The organism is Winogradskyella litorisediminis (assembly GCF_042675765.1).
GTDB lineage: Bacteria > Bacteroidota > Bacteroidia > Flavobacteriales > Flavobacteriaceae > Winogradskyella > Winogradskyella litorisediminis.
On the sequence record NZ_JBHTJL010000009.1, the window covers coordinates 426,237 to 444,009 of the forward strand.

Genomic DNA, 17,773 nt, shown 5'->3' on the forward strand with positions numbered 1-17,773 from the left:
TCTTGTGCATGCCTATTGTTTTAGCTACATGTTTAGCAATTGTAAGAATTTTAAAGAAAAATGAACATATTTATATATCACTAACTACTATAAGTATTATTACAATCTATTTCATCTTTCATTTTGAATGGTTTCTACCAAAATTCTATGAGCGATATACAGCAGATATTATAGATGTGATTTTATATGTTTTTGGCGCAATGATATTTTACACAAGTCAAAAAAAACTATTTTAAGGTTATTGTAGATTTATCTTTAGAAACCTTTAACTCCACTGTTTTCCCTAAAATCAATGCGCGATTATCTTTTTCGTGACCAGCTGGCATGTTAAAAGCTATAGGAAAATCATATTCGGATAAAGCATCTAAAACCAACTGCTCAACAGAACTTCCCCAAAATGTGGTGTTTTTTCGCATTCTGGACATATCTCCAACTATAAGACCTTTACAGTTTTCAAAATAACCAGCACGTTTTAGGCTTTGTAACATGCGGTCAATATGGTATTTGTATTCGCCAATTTCTTCAATAAATAAAATTTTTCCAGAAGTATCTATACTAGTTTCAGAACCTAACATAGTATGTAATAAGGTTAAATTACCACCTACAATTGGTGCTGTAATTTCACCTTGTTTATTATAGGCTGAACCTTTTAAAACATAATTTTCTGGAGCTCCAAACAATGCCGATTTAAAAGTAGAAATTGATTGTTCAATCTCACTCAAATCCTTGGTGAGACTTACACACATCAACGCATGAATAGTTTGAAAACCTTCGTTGTGAAACTGATTGTGTAACGCCGTAATATCTGAATAGCCAATGAGCCATTTTGGATGTTTTTTAAATTTTTCGTAATTCAATTTATCTAGAATTCGTACGGTTCCGTATCCGCCACGGGCACACCAAATGGCACTAACTTTAGGATCATCTAAAGCATTCTGAAAATCCTCACAACGTTGTGCGTCTGTACCTGCAAAATGATCATATTTACTAAATACGTTTTTACCAACAAGAGCGTGCAAACCCCAACTTTTTAATAACTCAACAGCTTGGTTAATTTCACGCTCGCGATTTTTTAAAATTCCTGATGGTGCAACAATAGCAACAGTATCGCCGGCTTTAAGATATGGTGGCTGAATCATTTCAATTTTAGATTTTGTAGAGTTTTGTGCACTAAGTTTTAGGTTCGTGACAAAAAAACTTATAATAGTTATAATGAATACCGACTTTTTTACATTCATAAATGTGCTTTTTGTAAATGTACATTTTTTTTCAAAATGGCTGCGATAATATGTACTTTTGCAGCCTATAATTAAAGAAACACGATGTCTAAAAGATACACCATAACCGCAGCATTACCTTACACTAACGGACCAATACACATTGGGCATTTAGCTGGTGTTTACGTGCCAGCGGACATTTATGCCAGATATTTACGCCTTAAAGGAAACGATGTTGCTTTTATTTGCGGAAGCGATGAGCATGGCGTACCAATTACGATTAAGGCGAAAAAAGAAGGCGTATCTCCACAAGATATCGTTGATAAGTACCATGCTATTATCAAACAATCTTTTGAAGATTTTGGGATTACGTTTGATAATTACTCGCGTACAACAGCAAAAATTCATCATGAAACCGCATCAGAATTTTTTAAAACTCTTTACAATAAAAACGAATTTGTTGAAGAAGTTTCAGAACAACTTTACGATGCAGAAGCCGACCAATTTTTAGCAGACCGTTTTGTTACAGGAACCTGTCCAAAATGTGGCTATGAAGAAGCTTATGGCGACCAGTGCGAAAGCTGCGGAACAAGCCATAATGCTACAGACTTAATAAATCCAAAATCGGCAATAACAGGTAATGTGCCAACATTAAAAGAAACCAAACATTGGTTTTTACCGCTAAATAAACACGAGCAATTTTTAAGAGATTGGATTCTCGAAGGACATAAAAAAGACTGGAAACCAAATGTTTACGGACAAGTAAAATCCTGGATAGATGATGGTTTAAGACCACGTGCTGTAACCAGAGATTTAGATTGGGGAATACCTGTACCTGTTGAAGGTGGCGAAGGAAAAGTACTTTATGTTTGGTTTGATGCGCCAATTGGCTACATCTCAGCAACAAAAGAATGGGCTGCGCGAGAAGATAAAAATTGGGAAGATTACTGGAAAAATGAAGACACGACTTTAGTTCATTTTATAGGAAAAGACAATATAGTGTTTCATTGTATCATTTTCCCAGCGATGTTAAAAGCCGAAGGTTCATATATTTTACCAGAAAATGTACCTGCAAATGAGTTTTTAAATTTGGAAGGTCAGAAATTATCTACTTCAAAAAATTGGGCTGTTTGGTTGCCAGACTACTTAAATGATTTTCCTAATCAGCAAGATGTATTGCGTTATGCATTAACCGCAAACGCACCAGAAACAAAGGATAACGACTTTACTTGGAAAGATTTTCAGGCAAGAAACAACAGCGAGTTGGTCGCTATTTTTGGAAACTTCATAAATCGTGTTGTTGTCTTAACCAACAAATATTACGAGGGTATTGTGCCAGAACCAAGCGATTTGGCTTTGGTTGATCAAGAAACTTTAGCGGCCGTAAAAGCGTATCCACAAGTAATTTCAAGCTCTATAGAACGTTACCGTTTTAGAGAAGCAAGCCAAGAGTTAATGAATTTAGCACGTCTAGGAAACAAATATCTGGCTGATGAAGAACCGTGGAAAACTATAAAAACAGACGAAGCGCGTACAAAAACAGTTATGTTTGTAGCCCTTCAAATTGCATCTGCTTTAGCCGTTTTAAGTGAGCCGTTTTTACCTTTTACTTCAGACAAATTAAAAACGATACTTAATACAGATTTAGACGCAGTTAAAAATTCTTGGGAAGATGTAACAGAAAAAAACGTCTTACTTCCAACAAATCACAAAATTGGCAAAGGCGAATTGTTATTTTCTAAAATTGAAGATAAAACCATTGAGGAACAATTAAGCAAACTCGAAGCCAGTAAAAAAGCAAATGAAGCAGCAAATAAAGCAGTAGAACCTCAAAAAGAAGAAATTACTTTTGATGATTTTACAAAGCTTGATATTCGTGTTGGTACGATTCTCGAAGCTGAAAAAATGCCAAAAACCAAAAAACTTCTGGTTTTAAAAGTAGATACTGGCATAGATACTAGAACAATAGTTTCTGGTATTGCAGAAAGTTTTAAACCTGAAGACATCATTGGCAAGAAAGTGACAGTTTTAGTAAATCTTGCGCCAAGAAAACTTCGTGGTGTTGAAAGTCAAGGTATGATTTTAATGACCGAAAACGAGCATGGCGATTTAGTATTTGTAAACCCAGACACTTCGACTCCGCTCAGTGCAGGCGATGGTGTTAGTAACGGGTTAAAGATTAGTTAAATGAAAACATTACCTACTTTACTTCTTTTTTTTGCTTTAGGCATTTCTTTAATGGCAAACAGCCAAGATGAAGTGCTGCGTTTTGGCATTGACACTAAAAATACGAGAAGTAAAAAAGCTACTTATTCTTTAGTTGATAGCAAAACAAAAGATTTTGCATTTTTAATATTAGACCGAAATCAAATACATGCTAATCTTTTTAACGCGGACTTTAAAGCTGTTTCAAAATTTACCTTTGATGCGCCAAAACGAAAGTACTTAGAGCCACTTGCCTATTCTATTAAAGACTCTAATTATAATCTGCTTTATGCCAATGGCGGGTTTTCTAAATTTATAGTTGTAACGGTTGATTTTTTAAATAAAAAAACCACAACTACGGAATTCAATTTTGATATTGATAAAGAACTTTATATTGATACTGTTGTACATGATAATAACTTATATCTCTTAACAAGTGATAAAACTTCTATAATTATTAGAACGCTAACCGAAAATAATAATCTTAAAAAAGTTAGCACATTTGAAGTCAACAAAAACTCTAAAAACAATAAATTATACAATAGCAGACCAGATTTTTGGGGGTATTTTTGGCTTCAAATAAGAGAGTCGAACATTACAAAAATAGACCATCGGATTCCTATTTCTATAGAACAAGCTTCAACTCCAAATAAGCTTTATAAATTTAAAGACAATCTTGTTTTGTCCTTTGAAGACGAAGAAAATGGCACTTTAGTTTACACTATAGATTTAAATACACTTTTTATTTCGGAGTCTTCATTCTTGTATCCAAAAGGTAAAATCGATGACTTTAAAAAATTTAATTCTTTTATTTACGAAGACAGAATTTTTCAATTAGCATCATCTAGAAAAGAAATGAGCTTTCAAATAAAAGATTTAGACGCTACTATTTTAAAAGAATTTTATGTTACCAAAGAAGACTCTATCACCTTTAAAAATGGTCCAATAGTTCAAGAAGGGCAAACTTATTTGCCGTTTCAAAATAGAAGAGAGTTAGAGGCTAGCTCAAAATACCTTAGAAAAATAAGTTCAGGTGATATAGGTCTTTCAATTTTAAAAAATGACAACCTTTATGAAATAATTCTTGGTGGCTACAAACAGGTACAATCTGCGGGTTTTGGAATAGGTTTTGGTGGCAATAATTTGGCTTTTAATACTGGCACAGGCACTTTTGTACCAATATTTAACCCTACTTTTTATAATTACAATTCTTTTTCATCGACAAAAGCCACATTTTTTGAAACTGTTTTAACCGAAAATTTTGAACATGTTAAAAAAGAGTTTGAACCATCGATTAACGATTGTATTGATGACTACATGGTAGATTATAAAGGGATAACTGCAGAGGATTTGTTTTTTGTTGATGAAACACCTTACTACACCTATATCAACCTTAAGAAAAAAGAATTTGTTTTAGTTGATTTTAGAAATTGTAATAATAAAAATTAGTTAAAACCTTAGTTTTAGGAATAGTTTTTGTGGAATTTTATAAAAAAACCAACCATGCAAAACAATTCCTTTCTCCACTTTTTATTATTTTTTTCTTTCTTTTTTTTTAATCTTTCGGTTATAAATGCTCAAACAGATATTATTGAATCTTATGAGGATTATACTGAAGCACCTCGAGAGGTTGTATATTCGCATTTAAATAAATCTACTTATATCGAGGGCGAAATATTAGGCTTTACCTCTTATGTTTTTGATAAGTTTACTAAAGCTACTTCTAAACAAACTACCAATCTCTATTGTACTATCTCAAATGAAGATGGCGAGGTTTTAAAAAAGAAACTTATTCGTGTTACTGATGGAATTGCCTCTAACGTCTTTGACATTGACAGTACGTTATCTACAGGCATATTTACATTTAAAGCTTATACAAACTGGATGCGAAATTTTGAAGAGCACAATCATTTTGAGCAGACATTTAAAGTAATTGATGCCGATAATAAGTCTGAAATAAAACCAATTGACAAAAAGGATATTAAAGTTGATTTACAAATTCTTGGTGAAGGTGGACATATAATTTACGATATCCCAAACACCATTGGAATTATAGCAAAAAACCAATTTGGGTATGGAATTGCAAATGCGTTTGGTAAAATTTTAGATGAAAATGAAAATGTAATTAGTGAGTTTCAGTTAAACGACGTAGGCCTTGCTAAAGTTTTATTAAGTCCAAAATCTAATACAAACTATAATGTCGTTTTAGATTTAAATGGCGATACGGTTTCAACTCCAATAAAAGGAATAAAGCAAAATGGTTTTAACTTAACGCTTAATCAAACAAAAGATGCTGTAAAAGTACTTTTAAAAGCCAATAAAAACACTAATTCAAATCTTCAAGGAAAAGGCTTTAATGTTGGTCTTCATAACGGGAATAAAATAGTTTTAGCACCTTTTAGTTTTAATGAAGATGGAACAGCCATTTTAAGTTTTCAAAAAACGGACTTATTTAAAGGAATAAATATTATTACCATTTTTAACGAAAATAACACACCTTTATTAGAACGTTTATACTTTAATCTTACAGATATAAACCAAAGAGAAATAGATAATGTTAGTGTTTCTTCAAAACAAGATAGCTTATTTTTTAATCTTAAAATCAACGAAAAAATAGATATCAAAAATTCTAATATAAGTATATCAATCCTACCAACCGGTACAAAATCTTATAATCATCATAATTCAATTCTTTCGCAAATTTATATTCAACCCTACATAAATGGCTTTTTAGAGAACGGTGGCTCTTATTTTAAAGATAAGAATCGTAAAACCGAGTACAATCTAGATTTGCTAATGTTAACTCAAGGTTGGAGCAGCTATAGCTGGAATACGATTTTTGATAAAAACGAACGTGAATACATCTACCCGTTCGAGCGAGGAATTGATGTCGTTGCAAATATTAATGACGACAAAAGAGGCTCGTATATTGTTTATCCACTGGCAGAAAGTAAAACTCAATTATTTGATGTAGAGGAATCTGAAGATGAATTTACTATAAAACAATCTTTTCCTACCGATGACGATTTGTTTAGAATTGGATATATAGATACAAAAAGAAAAGAGTTTAAAAAGAAACCATCCGTTTATTTGCAATTTTATCCTTCTCAATTTCCGGATTTTAGCATTCCAACTAAATCCATTAAAGAAACTTACTCAATTGACGATACCTATTTAAAAAACGAAACAAATTTAAATGCTTTCGATTTATACAATGCTAACAAATTGGAAGAGGTTGTTATTAATGCTAAAGCGAATACAGTAGAAACTAAAGTTGAAAAATTACGAGAAAAAGCAATAGTTGCAAAATTTAGAGTTATTGAGGAAAATGTAAAATTAACAGGAATGCGTGTTGACACTTATTTGCAACGATTAGGGTACGACACCTACTATGATATTTTATCAGGTAGACTAAGTATAGTTAATCCCAGAATACGCTGGACAGATCCAACACCTTTAGTCTATCTTAACTCAGCTTTGTTAACTACCCAAGGAAGATTTTCAGAATTTGGAATCCTCACGTTCATAACTATGGATCAAGTAGATTATATTGAATACGAAACTTATGGGATTGGTGGAGGAATAAGAGGTGGCGCTGGTTATATAAAAATTTTCACAACACCAGGAGGTTCACAAATAAACAAACCAAATAACGTTGTTGATTATAAAGTCCCATTAGTGTTTAGTAAGAATAAAACGTTTTACACGCCAAAATACTCATATTACAACACTGATTTTTTTAGAGAATACGGTACAATAGATTGGCAACCGAATTTAAAATTCAACAATCAAGGCGAAAGTACTTTCAAGTATAAAAGTAATAGCACTAGCAATACCACATTATTTATAGAAGGCTTTGTAAATGATAATGAATTTATTTCTCAAGAAATTAAAATAGAAAAGAATAACTAATTGCTTAAGATAGCCTTTCATCCAATATACAAGCATCCATTGCCTACAGGTCATCGTTTTCCCATGGAAAAGTACGAGCTTTTACCGCAACAATTAATGCATGAAGGCACATGTTCAGAAGTCAATTTTTTTGAACCTTCTATCCCAAATGACAAGTATGCATTAGCCGTTCACGAACCTGAATATTTCTACGACTTATTAAACATAACTTTAGACCAACGCGCTGCAAGAAAAATAGGGTTTCCGCTAAGTGAAGTTTTGGTAGAGCGAGAACGTATTATTACAGACGGAACCATTAAGGCTACAAAATTTTCTTTAGAAAATGGTATTGCAATGAATATTGCTGGCGGAACACATCATGCTTATACCAATCGTGGCGAAGCATTTTGCATGCTAAATGACCAAGCTATTGGCGCAAAATATCTCCAAAATAAAGGCTTGGCTAAAAAAATCTTAATTGTAGATTTAGATGTGCACCAAGGAAACGGAACTGCAGAAATTTTTCAGAATGATTCCACTGTATTTACTTTTTCAATGCATGGTGAAAGTAATTATCCGTTTAAAAAAGAAGAAAGCGATTTAGATATCGGCTTAAAAAACGGAACCGATGATGACACTTACCTTTCGGTATTAAAATCAACGCTTCCAAGACTCATTGAGGAACAACAACCCGATTTTATATTTTATCTCTGCGGTGTTGATGTTATTGCTTCAGATAAATTAGGAAAACTCGGTATGTCAATTAATGGTTGTAAAGCAAGAGATAAATTTGTTTTAGAACAATGCAAAATTCATAAAATACCTGTAATGTGCTCTATGGGTGGCGGATATTCGCCAGACATTAAAACCATTGTAGATGCGCACGCTAATACCTTTAGGTTGGCACAAGACATATTTTTTTAAGCAGAATTGCGACTCGCATTAATATTACCAAACAACGAGCGCGTTACTATCTTTTCAAAAATTTCTAATTCTTTTTTGTTAGGATTTTTATCTTTTTCTAAATCTTGAATCTTTTTTAGTGCGTACTGTTGTATTGTTAATAATGGTAATACTATAGATTCTCTAACATCAATAGAAGCTTTACCGGCTGGTTCTTCTTCCATCAATTCTTCATAGCCTGTAAGTTTTAATATAAGTCGTTTTGATGTTTCATATTCTTTGTAAATCAGTTTCCAAAATTCACCAAATTCTTTGTCATCTGCCATGTATTTGGTTAAATCAAAAAAAGATTTTGATAAGGCCATCATACTGTTTTCTATAAGTGTTTTAAAAAATTTAGAATTGTGATATAGTTTTTTAACATCCTCAAATTTGCCATTATCTTCATAAGCCTTTAATGCTGTACCAACACCAAAAAAACCAGGGACATTTTGTTTAAGTTGGCTCCAACTACCTACAAAAGGAATGGCACGTAAATCTTCGAAAACCAATTCTGAAGATTTGCCACGTTTTGATGGTCTACTTCCAATGTTGGTTTTAGCGTAATACTTTAATGTACTCATACGCTCTAAATAAGGTAAAAACTTAGGGTGCTTCTTAAAATCTACATATGCTTGGTAGCTTGTTTTAGCTAAATCATCCATAACACTTTTGTCTGCCACAGACATCTTGAGATTTTTATCACTTAATCTATTAGAGACACCAGCACTAATGAGTTGTTCTAAATTATATTGTGACGAATCTAAAGTTCCAAAATTAGAGCTAATTGTTTGCCCTTGTATGGTTAACTGAATTTCTTTATCGGCGATAGTTGGACCAAGTGAAGCGTAAAACTGATGTGTTTTTCCGCCGCCACGTGCTGGTGGTCCACCACGTCCATCAAAAAACACAACTTCAATGTTGTGTGCTCTAGATATTTTAGTGAGCTCTTCTTTCGCCTTAAAAATAGCCCAATTTGCCATTAAATAACCACCATCTTTTGTTCCATCGCTAAAGCCTAGCATTATATCTTGTTTGTTTCCTCGCTTGTGTAAATGAGCACGATAAGCTTCATTGGTATACAACTCTTCCATAACTAAATGCGCGTTTTCTAAATCTGGAACTGTTTCAAAAAGAGGAGCAATATCTACAGGCATTTCGTTGTTGAAACCAACGAGCTTTAACATGGCATATAACTGCATAACATTAAGTGCCATTTGGTTGTTGCTTATTATGTAACGGTTAGCACCAAATTCGCCATTTTGTAGTTGAATGGTTTTTATGGTTTGCATGGTTTTTAAGGTTCGGTAAGTAAACTCGTCTTTAAAATCATCAAGATTTATGGTTCCTTTTATTTTTGATAGAATTTCGACCTGTTCTTTTTCATCCAAATCATTAAAATTTTCAGGAAAAATTGTGCTTCCATTACGCTTTGATGTTTCAACAACATCTGTAAAAACTTCGTTATGCTTTCGGCTGTCCTGCCTAATGTCTAGCGTTGCAAATCTATAACCAAACAAACGTACTTTGTTTATAAGACTTTGTACCTCATTAAAATATAGAGATTGATGGTCTGATATAACGCTATTTTTTATTTTCTCTAGCCCATCAAGCAACTGTAGCATTGAAATTGTGTCTTTAGTGTTTGGGTTTATTACAGCGTCATACAGTTTCTGCTCAAGTTCTGTAATATGCTCTTCAACGCCTTTAAATGTCAACTTTCGTTTTAGCTTTTTTACATCTGCATAATAACACCTTAAAACAGCTTGTTTGAGTTTTTTTGCAACTTTTAGGGTTGTTTCTGGTGTTACAAATGGATTACCATCTCGGTCTCCACCAGGCCAAAAACCAACATTTATAATTTCGTTTGTCATTGGTACTTCGTCATAAATATTTTGTTGAATGTAATCGTAAATTTTTCCGAAAGACTTATAAAATACATGTTCTAAATACCAAATAAGACTTATAGCTTCATCATATGGCGTGGGTTTTTGCTTTTTAAAAAATGGTGTTTTACCAAGCTGTGCTAAAAGGTCATTAATAAGTTCTAATTTATTATGAGCTATGGCATCTGCTAAATCTGTAATAATACCTAGTACTGATCCTGGATAGAATTGTGTTGGATGTGCAGTAAGTACAATACGTACTTTAAATTCGTTTAAATATTGCTGTAAGGCCTTTAATTTATTCTCAGATTTTGCATTTTCTTTTAAATTTCTTAGTGTGCCAATACCATCCATATTATTTACAATAGGAAAAGCGGCATCCTCAATAGCATCAAATAAAACAACCTGTCGCTCTATGTACTGTATAAATTTAAAAAGTAATTTTATTTGGCTGTCTTTAGAGCGGCGACCTTGATATTTTCTAAAAAACGTTTCGACAATTGTTGTTGGGTTTTCGCCAGCAGCAAATCCCTTTTGGCAAGTCTCATGAAACAAAGGTAATAAGGCACCTGTTTTTGTAATATTATCAAAAGGCAGCGTCATAAATATACTATTGTAAATTTGATATTTACTTAGCACATTAGTTTTAAATCTTGTAAGTTTTGGCTGTGTCGACATAAAATTGAATATTTAACGCTTTTTATAAATGTAATAAAGGTTTTGAAGAAAAATGCGAGCTTTCTGTAATTTTATATAATTATTACAGACTTATAAGCTATGGTGTACAATTTTAAAGAATTCTCAACAAATGCTGTTTTGCATATTGGAGACCAAACTGTTTTAAGTCAATTTAAGGAAGCAAAGCAAACAAAACTCTATACGTTTATTTGGACCAAATCCCAAACTCTTAATTTGGTTATCGATGGTGTACCTTTCACACTTACGCCAAATAGTGTTTTGGCTTTAACACCTATACAATATTTACAGGTAATTGATAGTGTAGATGTTGTTGTCTATCAATTTAATAGAGAATTTTATTGCATAAAAGACCATGACCATGAAGTTAGTTGCGTTGGTATTTTATTTTTTGGAAACACCAATATTCCTGTGATTACACTTAATAATTTAGAACAGCATAAATTTAATATTCTTCACGATGTATTTATAGATGAAATTGAAACAGAAGATAATATACAAGCCGAAATGCTACGCATGTTAATGGCGCGATTTATTATTAAAACTACTCGCCTCTTAAAAGCTAAAGAAGGAATAATTGAAACCCCTAAAAGCTCTAAAGTAGATTTATTAAGGTCTTATAATTTTTTAGTTGAACAACACTTTAGAGAAGCGCATAGCGTAGGTTTTTATGCAGAAAAACTCTTTAAATCCCCAAAAACTTTATCTAACAATTTTGCGAAATTAAACCAGAGTCCACTTCAAATTATTCATGACCGGATTGTACTTGAAGCAAAAAGATTGCTCATCTACACAGATAAAACAGCTAAAGAAATTGCTTATGAGGTAGGTTTTGAAGACCCATCACATCTAAGCCGGCTTTTTAAAAAACACACCTCGCTCTCTCCATCCGAGTATAAAAAACAGTCTAAAATAACTTATTAGGAAATATTGACAAGTTATTAGGCGCATTCTGCATTTACTCACTTGCTATTTCACCTCATCTTTGCAGTGTAATTTTAAAAAACCTAAAAGATGAAAAATTCACACAAATCGATATTCAATTTAATTGAAATATTTAGAAGTTCACCAAAACGTATATTAAGTACCATAAGTGCGGCAACACATTGCAAGCATAAATCTTTACACGATTACTATTGCGACTCAGAAAAACCCTTTATATCTAATAAATCTAAATAGGGAATAATTGACATGTTTTAAGGAAAAACAAGTATTCTTTAATGCAATCATCAATCGCACCTTTGTATAAACAAAAAATACTGAAATCGTTTCAGTATAAAAACAAACAATAATTATTAAAAAAATAAAATTATGAGCACATTTAATGTTCCAACAAGAGAAAACGTAAGCGAAAACAATAAAGCCATTTTCGACAATTTAACTAAAGCATTAGGTTTTGTACCAAATTTGTATGCCACATATGCAAATAGTGATACCGCTTTAGAAAATTACCTCAATTTTGCAAATGCCAAAACATCTCTTTCTGCCAAGGAAAAAGAAGTTGTAAATCTAGCCGTAAGCCAAGTAAACGAATGTATTTATTGCCTATCAGCTCATACAGCAATTGGCAAAATAAATGGTTTTAATGATGAGCAAATATTAGAACTCAGAGCAGGATATTCTAGTATAAACAACAAACTAGACGCCTTGGCAAAGTTGGCTAAAAATGTAACAGAAAACAGAGGCAAAACTAACGATAATATTTTAGAAAATTTCTTTAATGCTGGCTACACGAAAGCAAATTTAATAGACACTATATCATTAGTTGGCGATAAAACCATATCTAACTATATCCATAACACTACAAAAGTGCCTGTTGATTTTCCTGTAGCCCAACCCTTAGAATTAGAAACTGTATAACAATAATTAATAATTAAAAAACAAGAAAAGATGAAAAAAATAATTTCAATTTTAGTAATTGCATTAACATTTACAATGACTTCTAATGCACAAGAAAGTATGTCAAAAGAAGAGGCAGTAAAAACTGTTTCTCTAGAACAAACCAAAGGACAGTTTACTCAGAAAAAACTAACACTTTCTGAAGGTTCTTATGTTTTTGAAATTTCTAATAACAACGTTGGTTCAGATGTAGGGTTTGTATTAGTACAAAAAGGAAAAGATGCTAGCAAGCCGGAAAATCATATAAAAACGGCATATGTAACCAAGGTTGTAAATAACAATACAAAAGAAAAGACAAACGTCACTAAATTAGTAAAAGGCGAATACATTTATTTTTGCCCAATGAATCCCACACCTCAATATACATTGACTGTTAAATAGGATTAATTTTTAAATATTTTTAAGGAAGCTTTTTATGGAAAGCTTCCTTTTTTTGTTAAATAATCATTGTAAATGTTAGTGTTTGGTTATTTTTGCGTCTGAAAATGAAAAATTTAAATTATGAAGATAAAATACAATTTAGCTATCATTCTAACTCTTGTATTTGGCAGTTTGCTATCTGTAAACTCGCAAGAAGTTATTTTTATTGATAAACCTGTATGTGAAATACCTGCTGTTGAGGATATAAATGATTTTAAAAATGGCATAAGGGAGTCAGTACAACAACGCATGGAAAATAATTCTTCGATGATGCCCTGCGCAGATTTCATTGTAACTTATAATGGTTTTCCAACCGATTTTTTCGGAAATATTGGTCAAGAACAAATAGCATTCCAGTACGCAGTAGATATTTGGGCAAATCTAATCGACTCTCCAGTTCCAATTAGAATCGATGCAAATTTTGCACCTGCTGCGGCTACAAATTTAGGCTCGGCAAGACCTTCGAATTATAATATTTTACCAGGTGGACCGACTAGTCCTTTTAACGATCCTATATTGTATCCCTCTGCTCTATACGAAAAACTAATTGGTGAAGATAGAGATGGCCCATCTGGCACTTCTTTCGATATTGTTTGTAATTTTAATAGTAATAGAAATGATTGGTATTTTGGAACAGATGCTAATCCACCTAACGATGAATTTGATTTTGTTACTGTAGTACTGCATGAAATAGGACACGGATTAGGTGTTGCTGGTTTCGGAACACAATTAAACAATGGTGAAGTAGCAATTAGACGAGATGCAAGTGGATTCAGTATTTCAGCTTCATCAACTCACGTAAGTATTTGGGATACATATATCGATGGTTTTGAATTTAATTTTGGTGACCCTTTAAATCCTGATACGCCCTTAATTATTGATGAGTCAATGTATCCTGATCCATCAACACCAACAAATGATGATTTGGAAGTTCAATTTGAATCAGATAATTTAACTATAAACAGTCCGATTGCAATAAATCAAAATGGTGGAGAACAACCAAAAACTTATGCTCCAGCAAATTTTAATGGCGGTTCTAGCTATAGCCACCTTGACGAAAATACTTTTAACAATACGCCTCATGCACTAATGACTCCATTTTCAGCCAATGGTGAGGCAAACCATGATCCTGGTGACATAGTACTTGGTTTTATGGAAGAAATGGGATGGGCTTTATGTGGTAGAACACTTAGTACTTCAAGTGCTATTTTAGCTGAAGCGATAAATGTTAGTCCAAATCCATTCGATAACAATATAATCGTAAAAATTCCACTTACCTTAAACAACCAAGAGTTTAAACTTTCAATAGTTGATATTAATGGTAGACTCATTTCTGAAACTACGGAAAGTTTAAATAACGGAGAAATCGAATTATCTAATTTAGCTAATCTAAAAAATGCTTTATATTTTTTAACCATTGAAAGCAGTACTTCAGATTTAAAAATTACAAAAAAGCTTATTAAAAAATAACTTCTATTCTATTTCTAAGTTTTATTTTAAATTTTTGAAATTAATATTTAAGAACTTACTCTATAAAATAAAGTAAGTTCTTTTTTATTTGACTATTATTTTTTCAGTACTAAATACTAAACGCTGATTATCAAATAATTCTGTTTAAAATTTAAACAAAATCTTAAGAAAATCTTTTTTTTCAAATCACAAATATTATGCACCTTTGCAAAGTCTTAACGAAAACCCCCAATTTTTTAAGACAGGATTAATAGCAAAAAAAAAAGGAGACTGTAAAGTCTCCTTTTTTGATTTAAACAGTTAAACAATTATTTCCCCAACATTAAAAGTTCACTACAAACTACCTCAGTAATATAACGTTTTATACCATCCTTATCTTCCCAACTACGAGAAGTGAGTTTACCTTCAATAGCAACTTCTTTGCCTTTACCAACATATTTTTCTACAATCTGAGCTGTTTTCCCCCAAGCTACAATGTTGTGCCATTGCGTATCGGTTATTTTTTCACCCTGAGCGTTTTTGTAGCTCTCGTTTGTGGCGATAGAAAATTTTGCTAGCGTTTTGCCAGACTCAAGATTAATAATTTCTGGATCATTACCAAGATTACCAATCAACTGTACTTTGTTTCTTAATGTGTTCATGTGTTCTAAAATTTTAATGTTAAACAGTTAATACTATCGAGTTCCTATGTTTCGACACTGCAAATCTATGGCGGCTTGCAAATTTTAGTCGGTAGTTACGTATTTAAATTCGTTTGTAAATATTTGTAGTCGTTTGTACTTGGATAATTTGTATATTGCATAGATACAAAAACACATCAGAAAATTAAGAAAGAAATAATCCATATAGAAACCGAGCGTCTCATTCTAAGAGAATTTAATCTTGATGATGCAGATGCACTATTCCAGCTAGACTCTAACCCAATTGTACATGAGTATTTGGGCAATAATCCTGTAAAAGACAAAGCCGAATCTATAAAATATATTGAAAATTGCATTTCCAAATACAAAACTCAAGGCATTTGCAGACTTGCCACTTTGGAAAAAAGAAGTGGCAAATTTATCGGTTGGTCTGGCTTGCGTTTTATTGACGATTATACATTTAATAATCACACTAATTTCTACGATGTTGGTTACCGTTTACTACCAGAATTTTGGAATAAAGGTTACGCCACTGAAGCAGGAAAAGCATCTGTGAATTATGGATTTAATACGCTAAATCTCAAAACCATTTACGGGATTACAGAAACGGGCAATATAGCGTCTCACAAGGCATTATTAAAAATTGGATTAAATTATATCGAAGACTTTAAACACACAAATGACAGCACACTGCGTTGGTATAACATTAAAAACCTAATAATATGAGTAAAACTTGTCCAGAATGTGGAGATAAAATAATTGGTCGTGTGGATAAAAAATTCTGTAGTGATGGTTGCAGAAATGCCTTTAATAATCGCATAAATAAAGATTCTAAAAATCTCATTAGAAACACTAATAATCGTCTTCGTAAAAATTACCGGATTTTAGAAGAACTTAATCCAAACAAAAAAACCAAAACCTCTAGAGCAAAACTCATAGAAAAAGGTTTTGATTTTAATTATTTCACTAGCATTTACACCACAAAAGCTGGCACAATTTATTATTTCGTTTACGACCAAGGCTATTTACCGCTAGAAGCTGATTATTTTGCTTTAGTAAAACGAGACGATTAACCTTTAATTTTATTATTCCAGTTTTCAGATTTTAGTTCTAAAGATGCTTTAAGAATGTCTTTTTGGCTAATTTGCCCAATAAGTTTTCCGTTTTCTACAATAGGAAAACGTCTTAATTTTGAATTTAAAAACTTATTTGCCGCATCAAAAATATCCATATTTCCGTCAATAGTTTCGACATCCTTTGCCATGCGTTTTTCTACCAAATCTTCTTCTAAAGGCATATTGTAATAACGGCTATCACTAAGTTGTTTTAGACAATCGCCTTCTGATATAATACCAACCAATTCATTTTTATCGTTAACGACTGGTCCACCAGAAATTTTGTTTTTTATAATGGCCTCAACAACCGAATGTATTTTTTCGTCTGGTCTAAATGTTATGAGATTTGTACTCATATAATCTCTTACTTTAAGCACATTGCCCTGTGCATTAGTTTGCTGCTTGCGTGCGCCTTGAAAACTTTTAATACCCATGACTTTTAAATTTTTGGTGAATACTAAAGTTACTTAAAATTAATGAGTTAAACAAAATGTGTGGTTTTCAATCTTATATTTGCAGACGTATAATTTTTATTATTTAAAGGTTGAAAAACAATAAAATTAGTATTCTTGGTTGCGGTTGGTTAGGTCTATCTTTAGCTAAACATTTGCTTAAAATTGGTCATCATGTTAAAGGTTCCACCACGACGCAATCAAAATTGAAAGTATTAGAATATGAAGGTATTTACTCGTTTTTAATTCAACTTGAAGAAAATAAAATTGAAGGTAACATTTCAGATTTTTTAGATAAATCTGATACTTTAATTATAAATATTCCACCAGGATTACGAAAAAATCCTAATAAAAACCACGTCGCCGAAATTGAACAATTAATCCTTCAAATTGAAAAATCCTCTATTGAAAATGTACTTTTTGTAAGTTCTACATCGGTGTTTAAGAATGAGGTTTCTTTTCCTCTGATTGCTTCTGAGGTTAAACCCAACGCAACTTCAAACTCAGCAAAACAATTGATAGAAATAGAAAATTTACTACAAAATAATTCAAACTTTAAAACTACAATTTTAAGATTTTCAGGCTTATTTGGTGATGAGCGTCATCCCGGAAAATTTCTTTCTGGCCAAGATAATGTTTCAAATCCTGATGCACCTATAAATTTGATTCATAGACAAGATTGCGTTCAAATTATTTCAAAAATTATACAAAATCATCATTGGAATATCACCTTAAACGCCACTTTCCCAAAACATCCATCAAAAGAAACGTTTTATGTTGACTACTGTAAAACGCATGATTTACCGTTGCCGACCTTCAATCATAGCATACCCTCAAAAGGAAAAATAATTGATGGTTCTTATTTGGCACAACTCTTGACTTATGAGTACGAACTTAGCCTTTAGGAAATTAGGAAGTTTTTAAGACCTATTACACTTA

Annotated in this window: 15 protein-coding genes; 11 read left to right on the forward strand and 4 right to left on the reverse strand. The window is 32.2% G+C overall.

Annotation, left to right across the window (positions count from 1 at the left end; translation table 11 throughout):
• Positions 1–227 precede the first annotated feature (227 nt).
• Positions 228–1,238 carry a S66 peptidase family protein gene (locus ACFQ1Q_RS04205; RefSeq protein ID WP_386128301.1) on the reverse strand — a complete coding sequence of 337 codons (1,011 nt, stop codon included), beginning with the start codon at positions 1,236–1,238 and terminating at the stop codon, positions 228–230.
• A gap of 84 nt (positions 1,239–1,322) precedes the next feature.
• On the opposite strand from ACFQ1Q_RS04205, the gene metG reads away from it, so the two are divergent.
• The 4 genes from metG to ACFQ1Q_RS04225 are packed head-to-tail and all read left to right on the forward strand — an operon-like array spanning position 1,323 to position 8,237.
• A complete protein-coding gene (metG, locus tag ACFQ1Q_RS04210; RefSeq protein WP_386128303.1) occupies positions 1,323–3,404 on the forward strand; it encodes a methionine--tRNA ligase in 2,082 nt (693 codons plus the stop codon).
• On the forward strand, positions 3,405–4,871 hold the full coding sequence (locus ACFQ1Q_RS04215; RefSeq protein ID WP_386128304.1) for a hypothetical protein: 1,467 nt from the start codon (positions 3,405–3,407) through the stop codon (positions 4,869–4,871).
• 54 nt (positions 4,872–4,925) lie between these two features.
• The gene (locus tag ACFQ1Q_RS04220; RefSeq protein WP_386128306.1) at positions 4,926–7,334 is read left to right on the forward strand and encodes a hypothetical protein; all 2,409 of its coding nucleotides are present in this window, start codon (positions 4,926–4,928) and stop codon (positions 7,332–7,334) included.
• Complete coding sequence (locus tag ACFQ1Q_RS04225) at positions 7,335–8,237, forward strand: histone deacetylase family protein (protein ID WP_386128308.1); 903 nt, start codon at positions 7,335–7,337, stop codon at positions 8,235–8,237.
• On the opposite strand, the gene ACFQ1Q_RS04230 is transcribed toward ACFQ1Q_RS04225, so the two are convergent.
• On the reverse strand, positions 8,234–10,819 hold the full coding sequence (locus ACFQ1Q_RS04230) for a phosphoenolpyruvate carboxylase (RefSeq protein ID WP_386128310.1): 2,586 nt from the start codon (positions 10,817–10,819) through the stop codon (positions 8,234–8,236). The genes ACFQ1Q_RS04225 and ACFQ1Q_RS04230 overlap by 4 nt on opposite strands.
• A 99-nt stretch (positions 10,820–10,918) precedes the next feature.
• On the opposite strand from ACFQ1Q_RS04230, the gene ACFQ1Q_RS04235 reads away from it, so the two are divergent.
• The 4 genes from ACFQ1Q_RS04235 (at position 10,919) to ACFQ1Q_RS04250 (ending at position 14,626) form a co-directional block, all read left to right on the forward strand.
• On the forward strand, positions 10,919–11,761 hold the full coding sequence (locus ACFQ1Q_RS04235) for an AraC family transcriptional regulator (RefSeq protein WP_386128312.1): 843 nt from the start codon (positions 10,919–10,921) through the stop codon (positions 11,759–11,761).
• Between the two features lie 387 nt (positions 11,762–12,148).
• A complete protein-coding gene (locus tag ACFQ1Q_RS04240) occupies positions 12,149–12,697 on the forward strand; it encodes a carboxymuconolactone decarboxylase family protein (RefSeq protein WP_386128314.1) in 549 nt (182 codons plus the stop codon).
• A gap of 30 nt (positions 12,698–12,727) precedes the next feature.
• A complete protein-coding gene (locus tag ACFQ1Q_RS04245; protein WP_386128316.1) occupies positions 12,728–13,117 on the forward strand; it encodes a cupredoxin domain-containing protein in 390 nt (129 codons plus the stop codon).
• A gap of 120 nt (positions 13,118–13,237) precedes the next feature.
• Positions 13,238–14,626 (forward strand): T9SS type A sorting domain-containing protein, encoded by a 1,389-nt coding sequence (locus tag ACFQ1Q_RS04250; RefSeq protein WP_386128318.1) that lies wholly within the window; start codon positions 13,238–13,240, stop codon positions 14,624–14,626.
• A 308-nt stretch (positions 14,627–14,934) separates the two neighbouring features.
• Here the strand turns inward: ACFQ1Q_RS04250 and ACFQ1Q_RS04255 are convergent, their stop codons facing one another.
• Entirely contained in the window at positions 14,935–15,267 is a 333-nt protein-coding gene (locus tag ACFQ1Q_RS04255; RefSeq protein ID WP_386128320.1) for a single-stranded DNA-binding protein, read from the reverse strand.
• Between the two features lie 222 nt (positions 15,268–15,489).
• Between ACFQ1Q_RS04255 and ACFQ1Q_RS04260 the strand changes: the two genes are divergently transcribed.
• Positions 15,490–15,993, forward strand: coding sequence for a GNAT family N-acetyltransferase (locus ACFQ1Q_RS04260; protein ID WP_386130155.1), 504 nt, complete (start codon positions 15,490–15,492; stop codon positions 15,991–15,993).
• A complete protein-coding gene (locus tag ACFQ1Q_RS04265; protein WP_386128322.1) occupies positions 15,990–16,340 on the forward strand; it encodes a hypothetical protein in 351 nt (116 codons plus the stop codon). The genes ACFQ1Q_RS04260 and ACFQ1Q_RS04265 overlap by 4 nt, the downstream gene beginning before the upstream one ends.
• Here the strand turns inward: ACFQ1Q_RS04265 and ACFQ1Q_RS04270 are convergent.
• Entirely contained in the window at positions 16,337–16,816 is a 480-nt protein-coding gene (locus ACFQ1Q_RS04270; RefSeq protein ID WP_386128323.1) for a CBS domain-containing protein, read from the reverse strand. The genes ACFQ1Q_RS04265 and ACFQ1Q_RS04270 overlap by 4 nt on opposite strands.
• Before the next feature lie 110 nt (positions 16,817–16,926).
• Here ACFQ1Q_RS04270 and ACFQ1Q_RS04275 point away from each other — a divergent pair, with 110 nt between their 5' ends.
• Positions 16,927–17,739 (forward strand): NAD(P)H-binding protein, encoded by an 813-nt coding sequence (locus ACFQ1Q_RS04275; RefSeq protein ID WP_386128325.1) that lies wholly within the window; start codon positions 16,927–16,929, stop codon positions 17,737–17,739.
• The last annotated feature ends 34 nt before the right edge of the window (positions 17,740–17,773 follow it).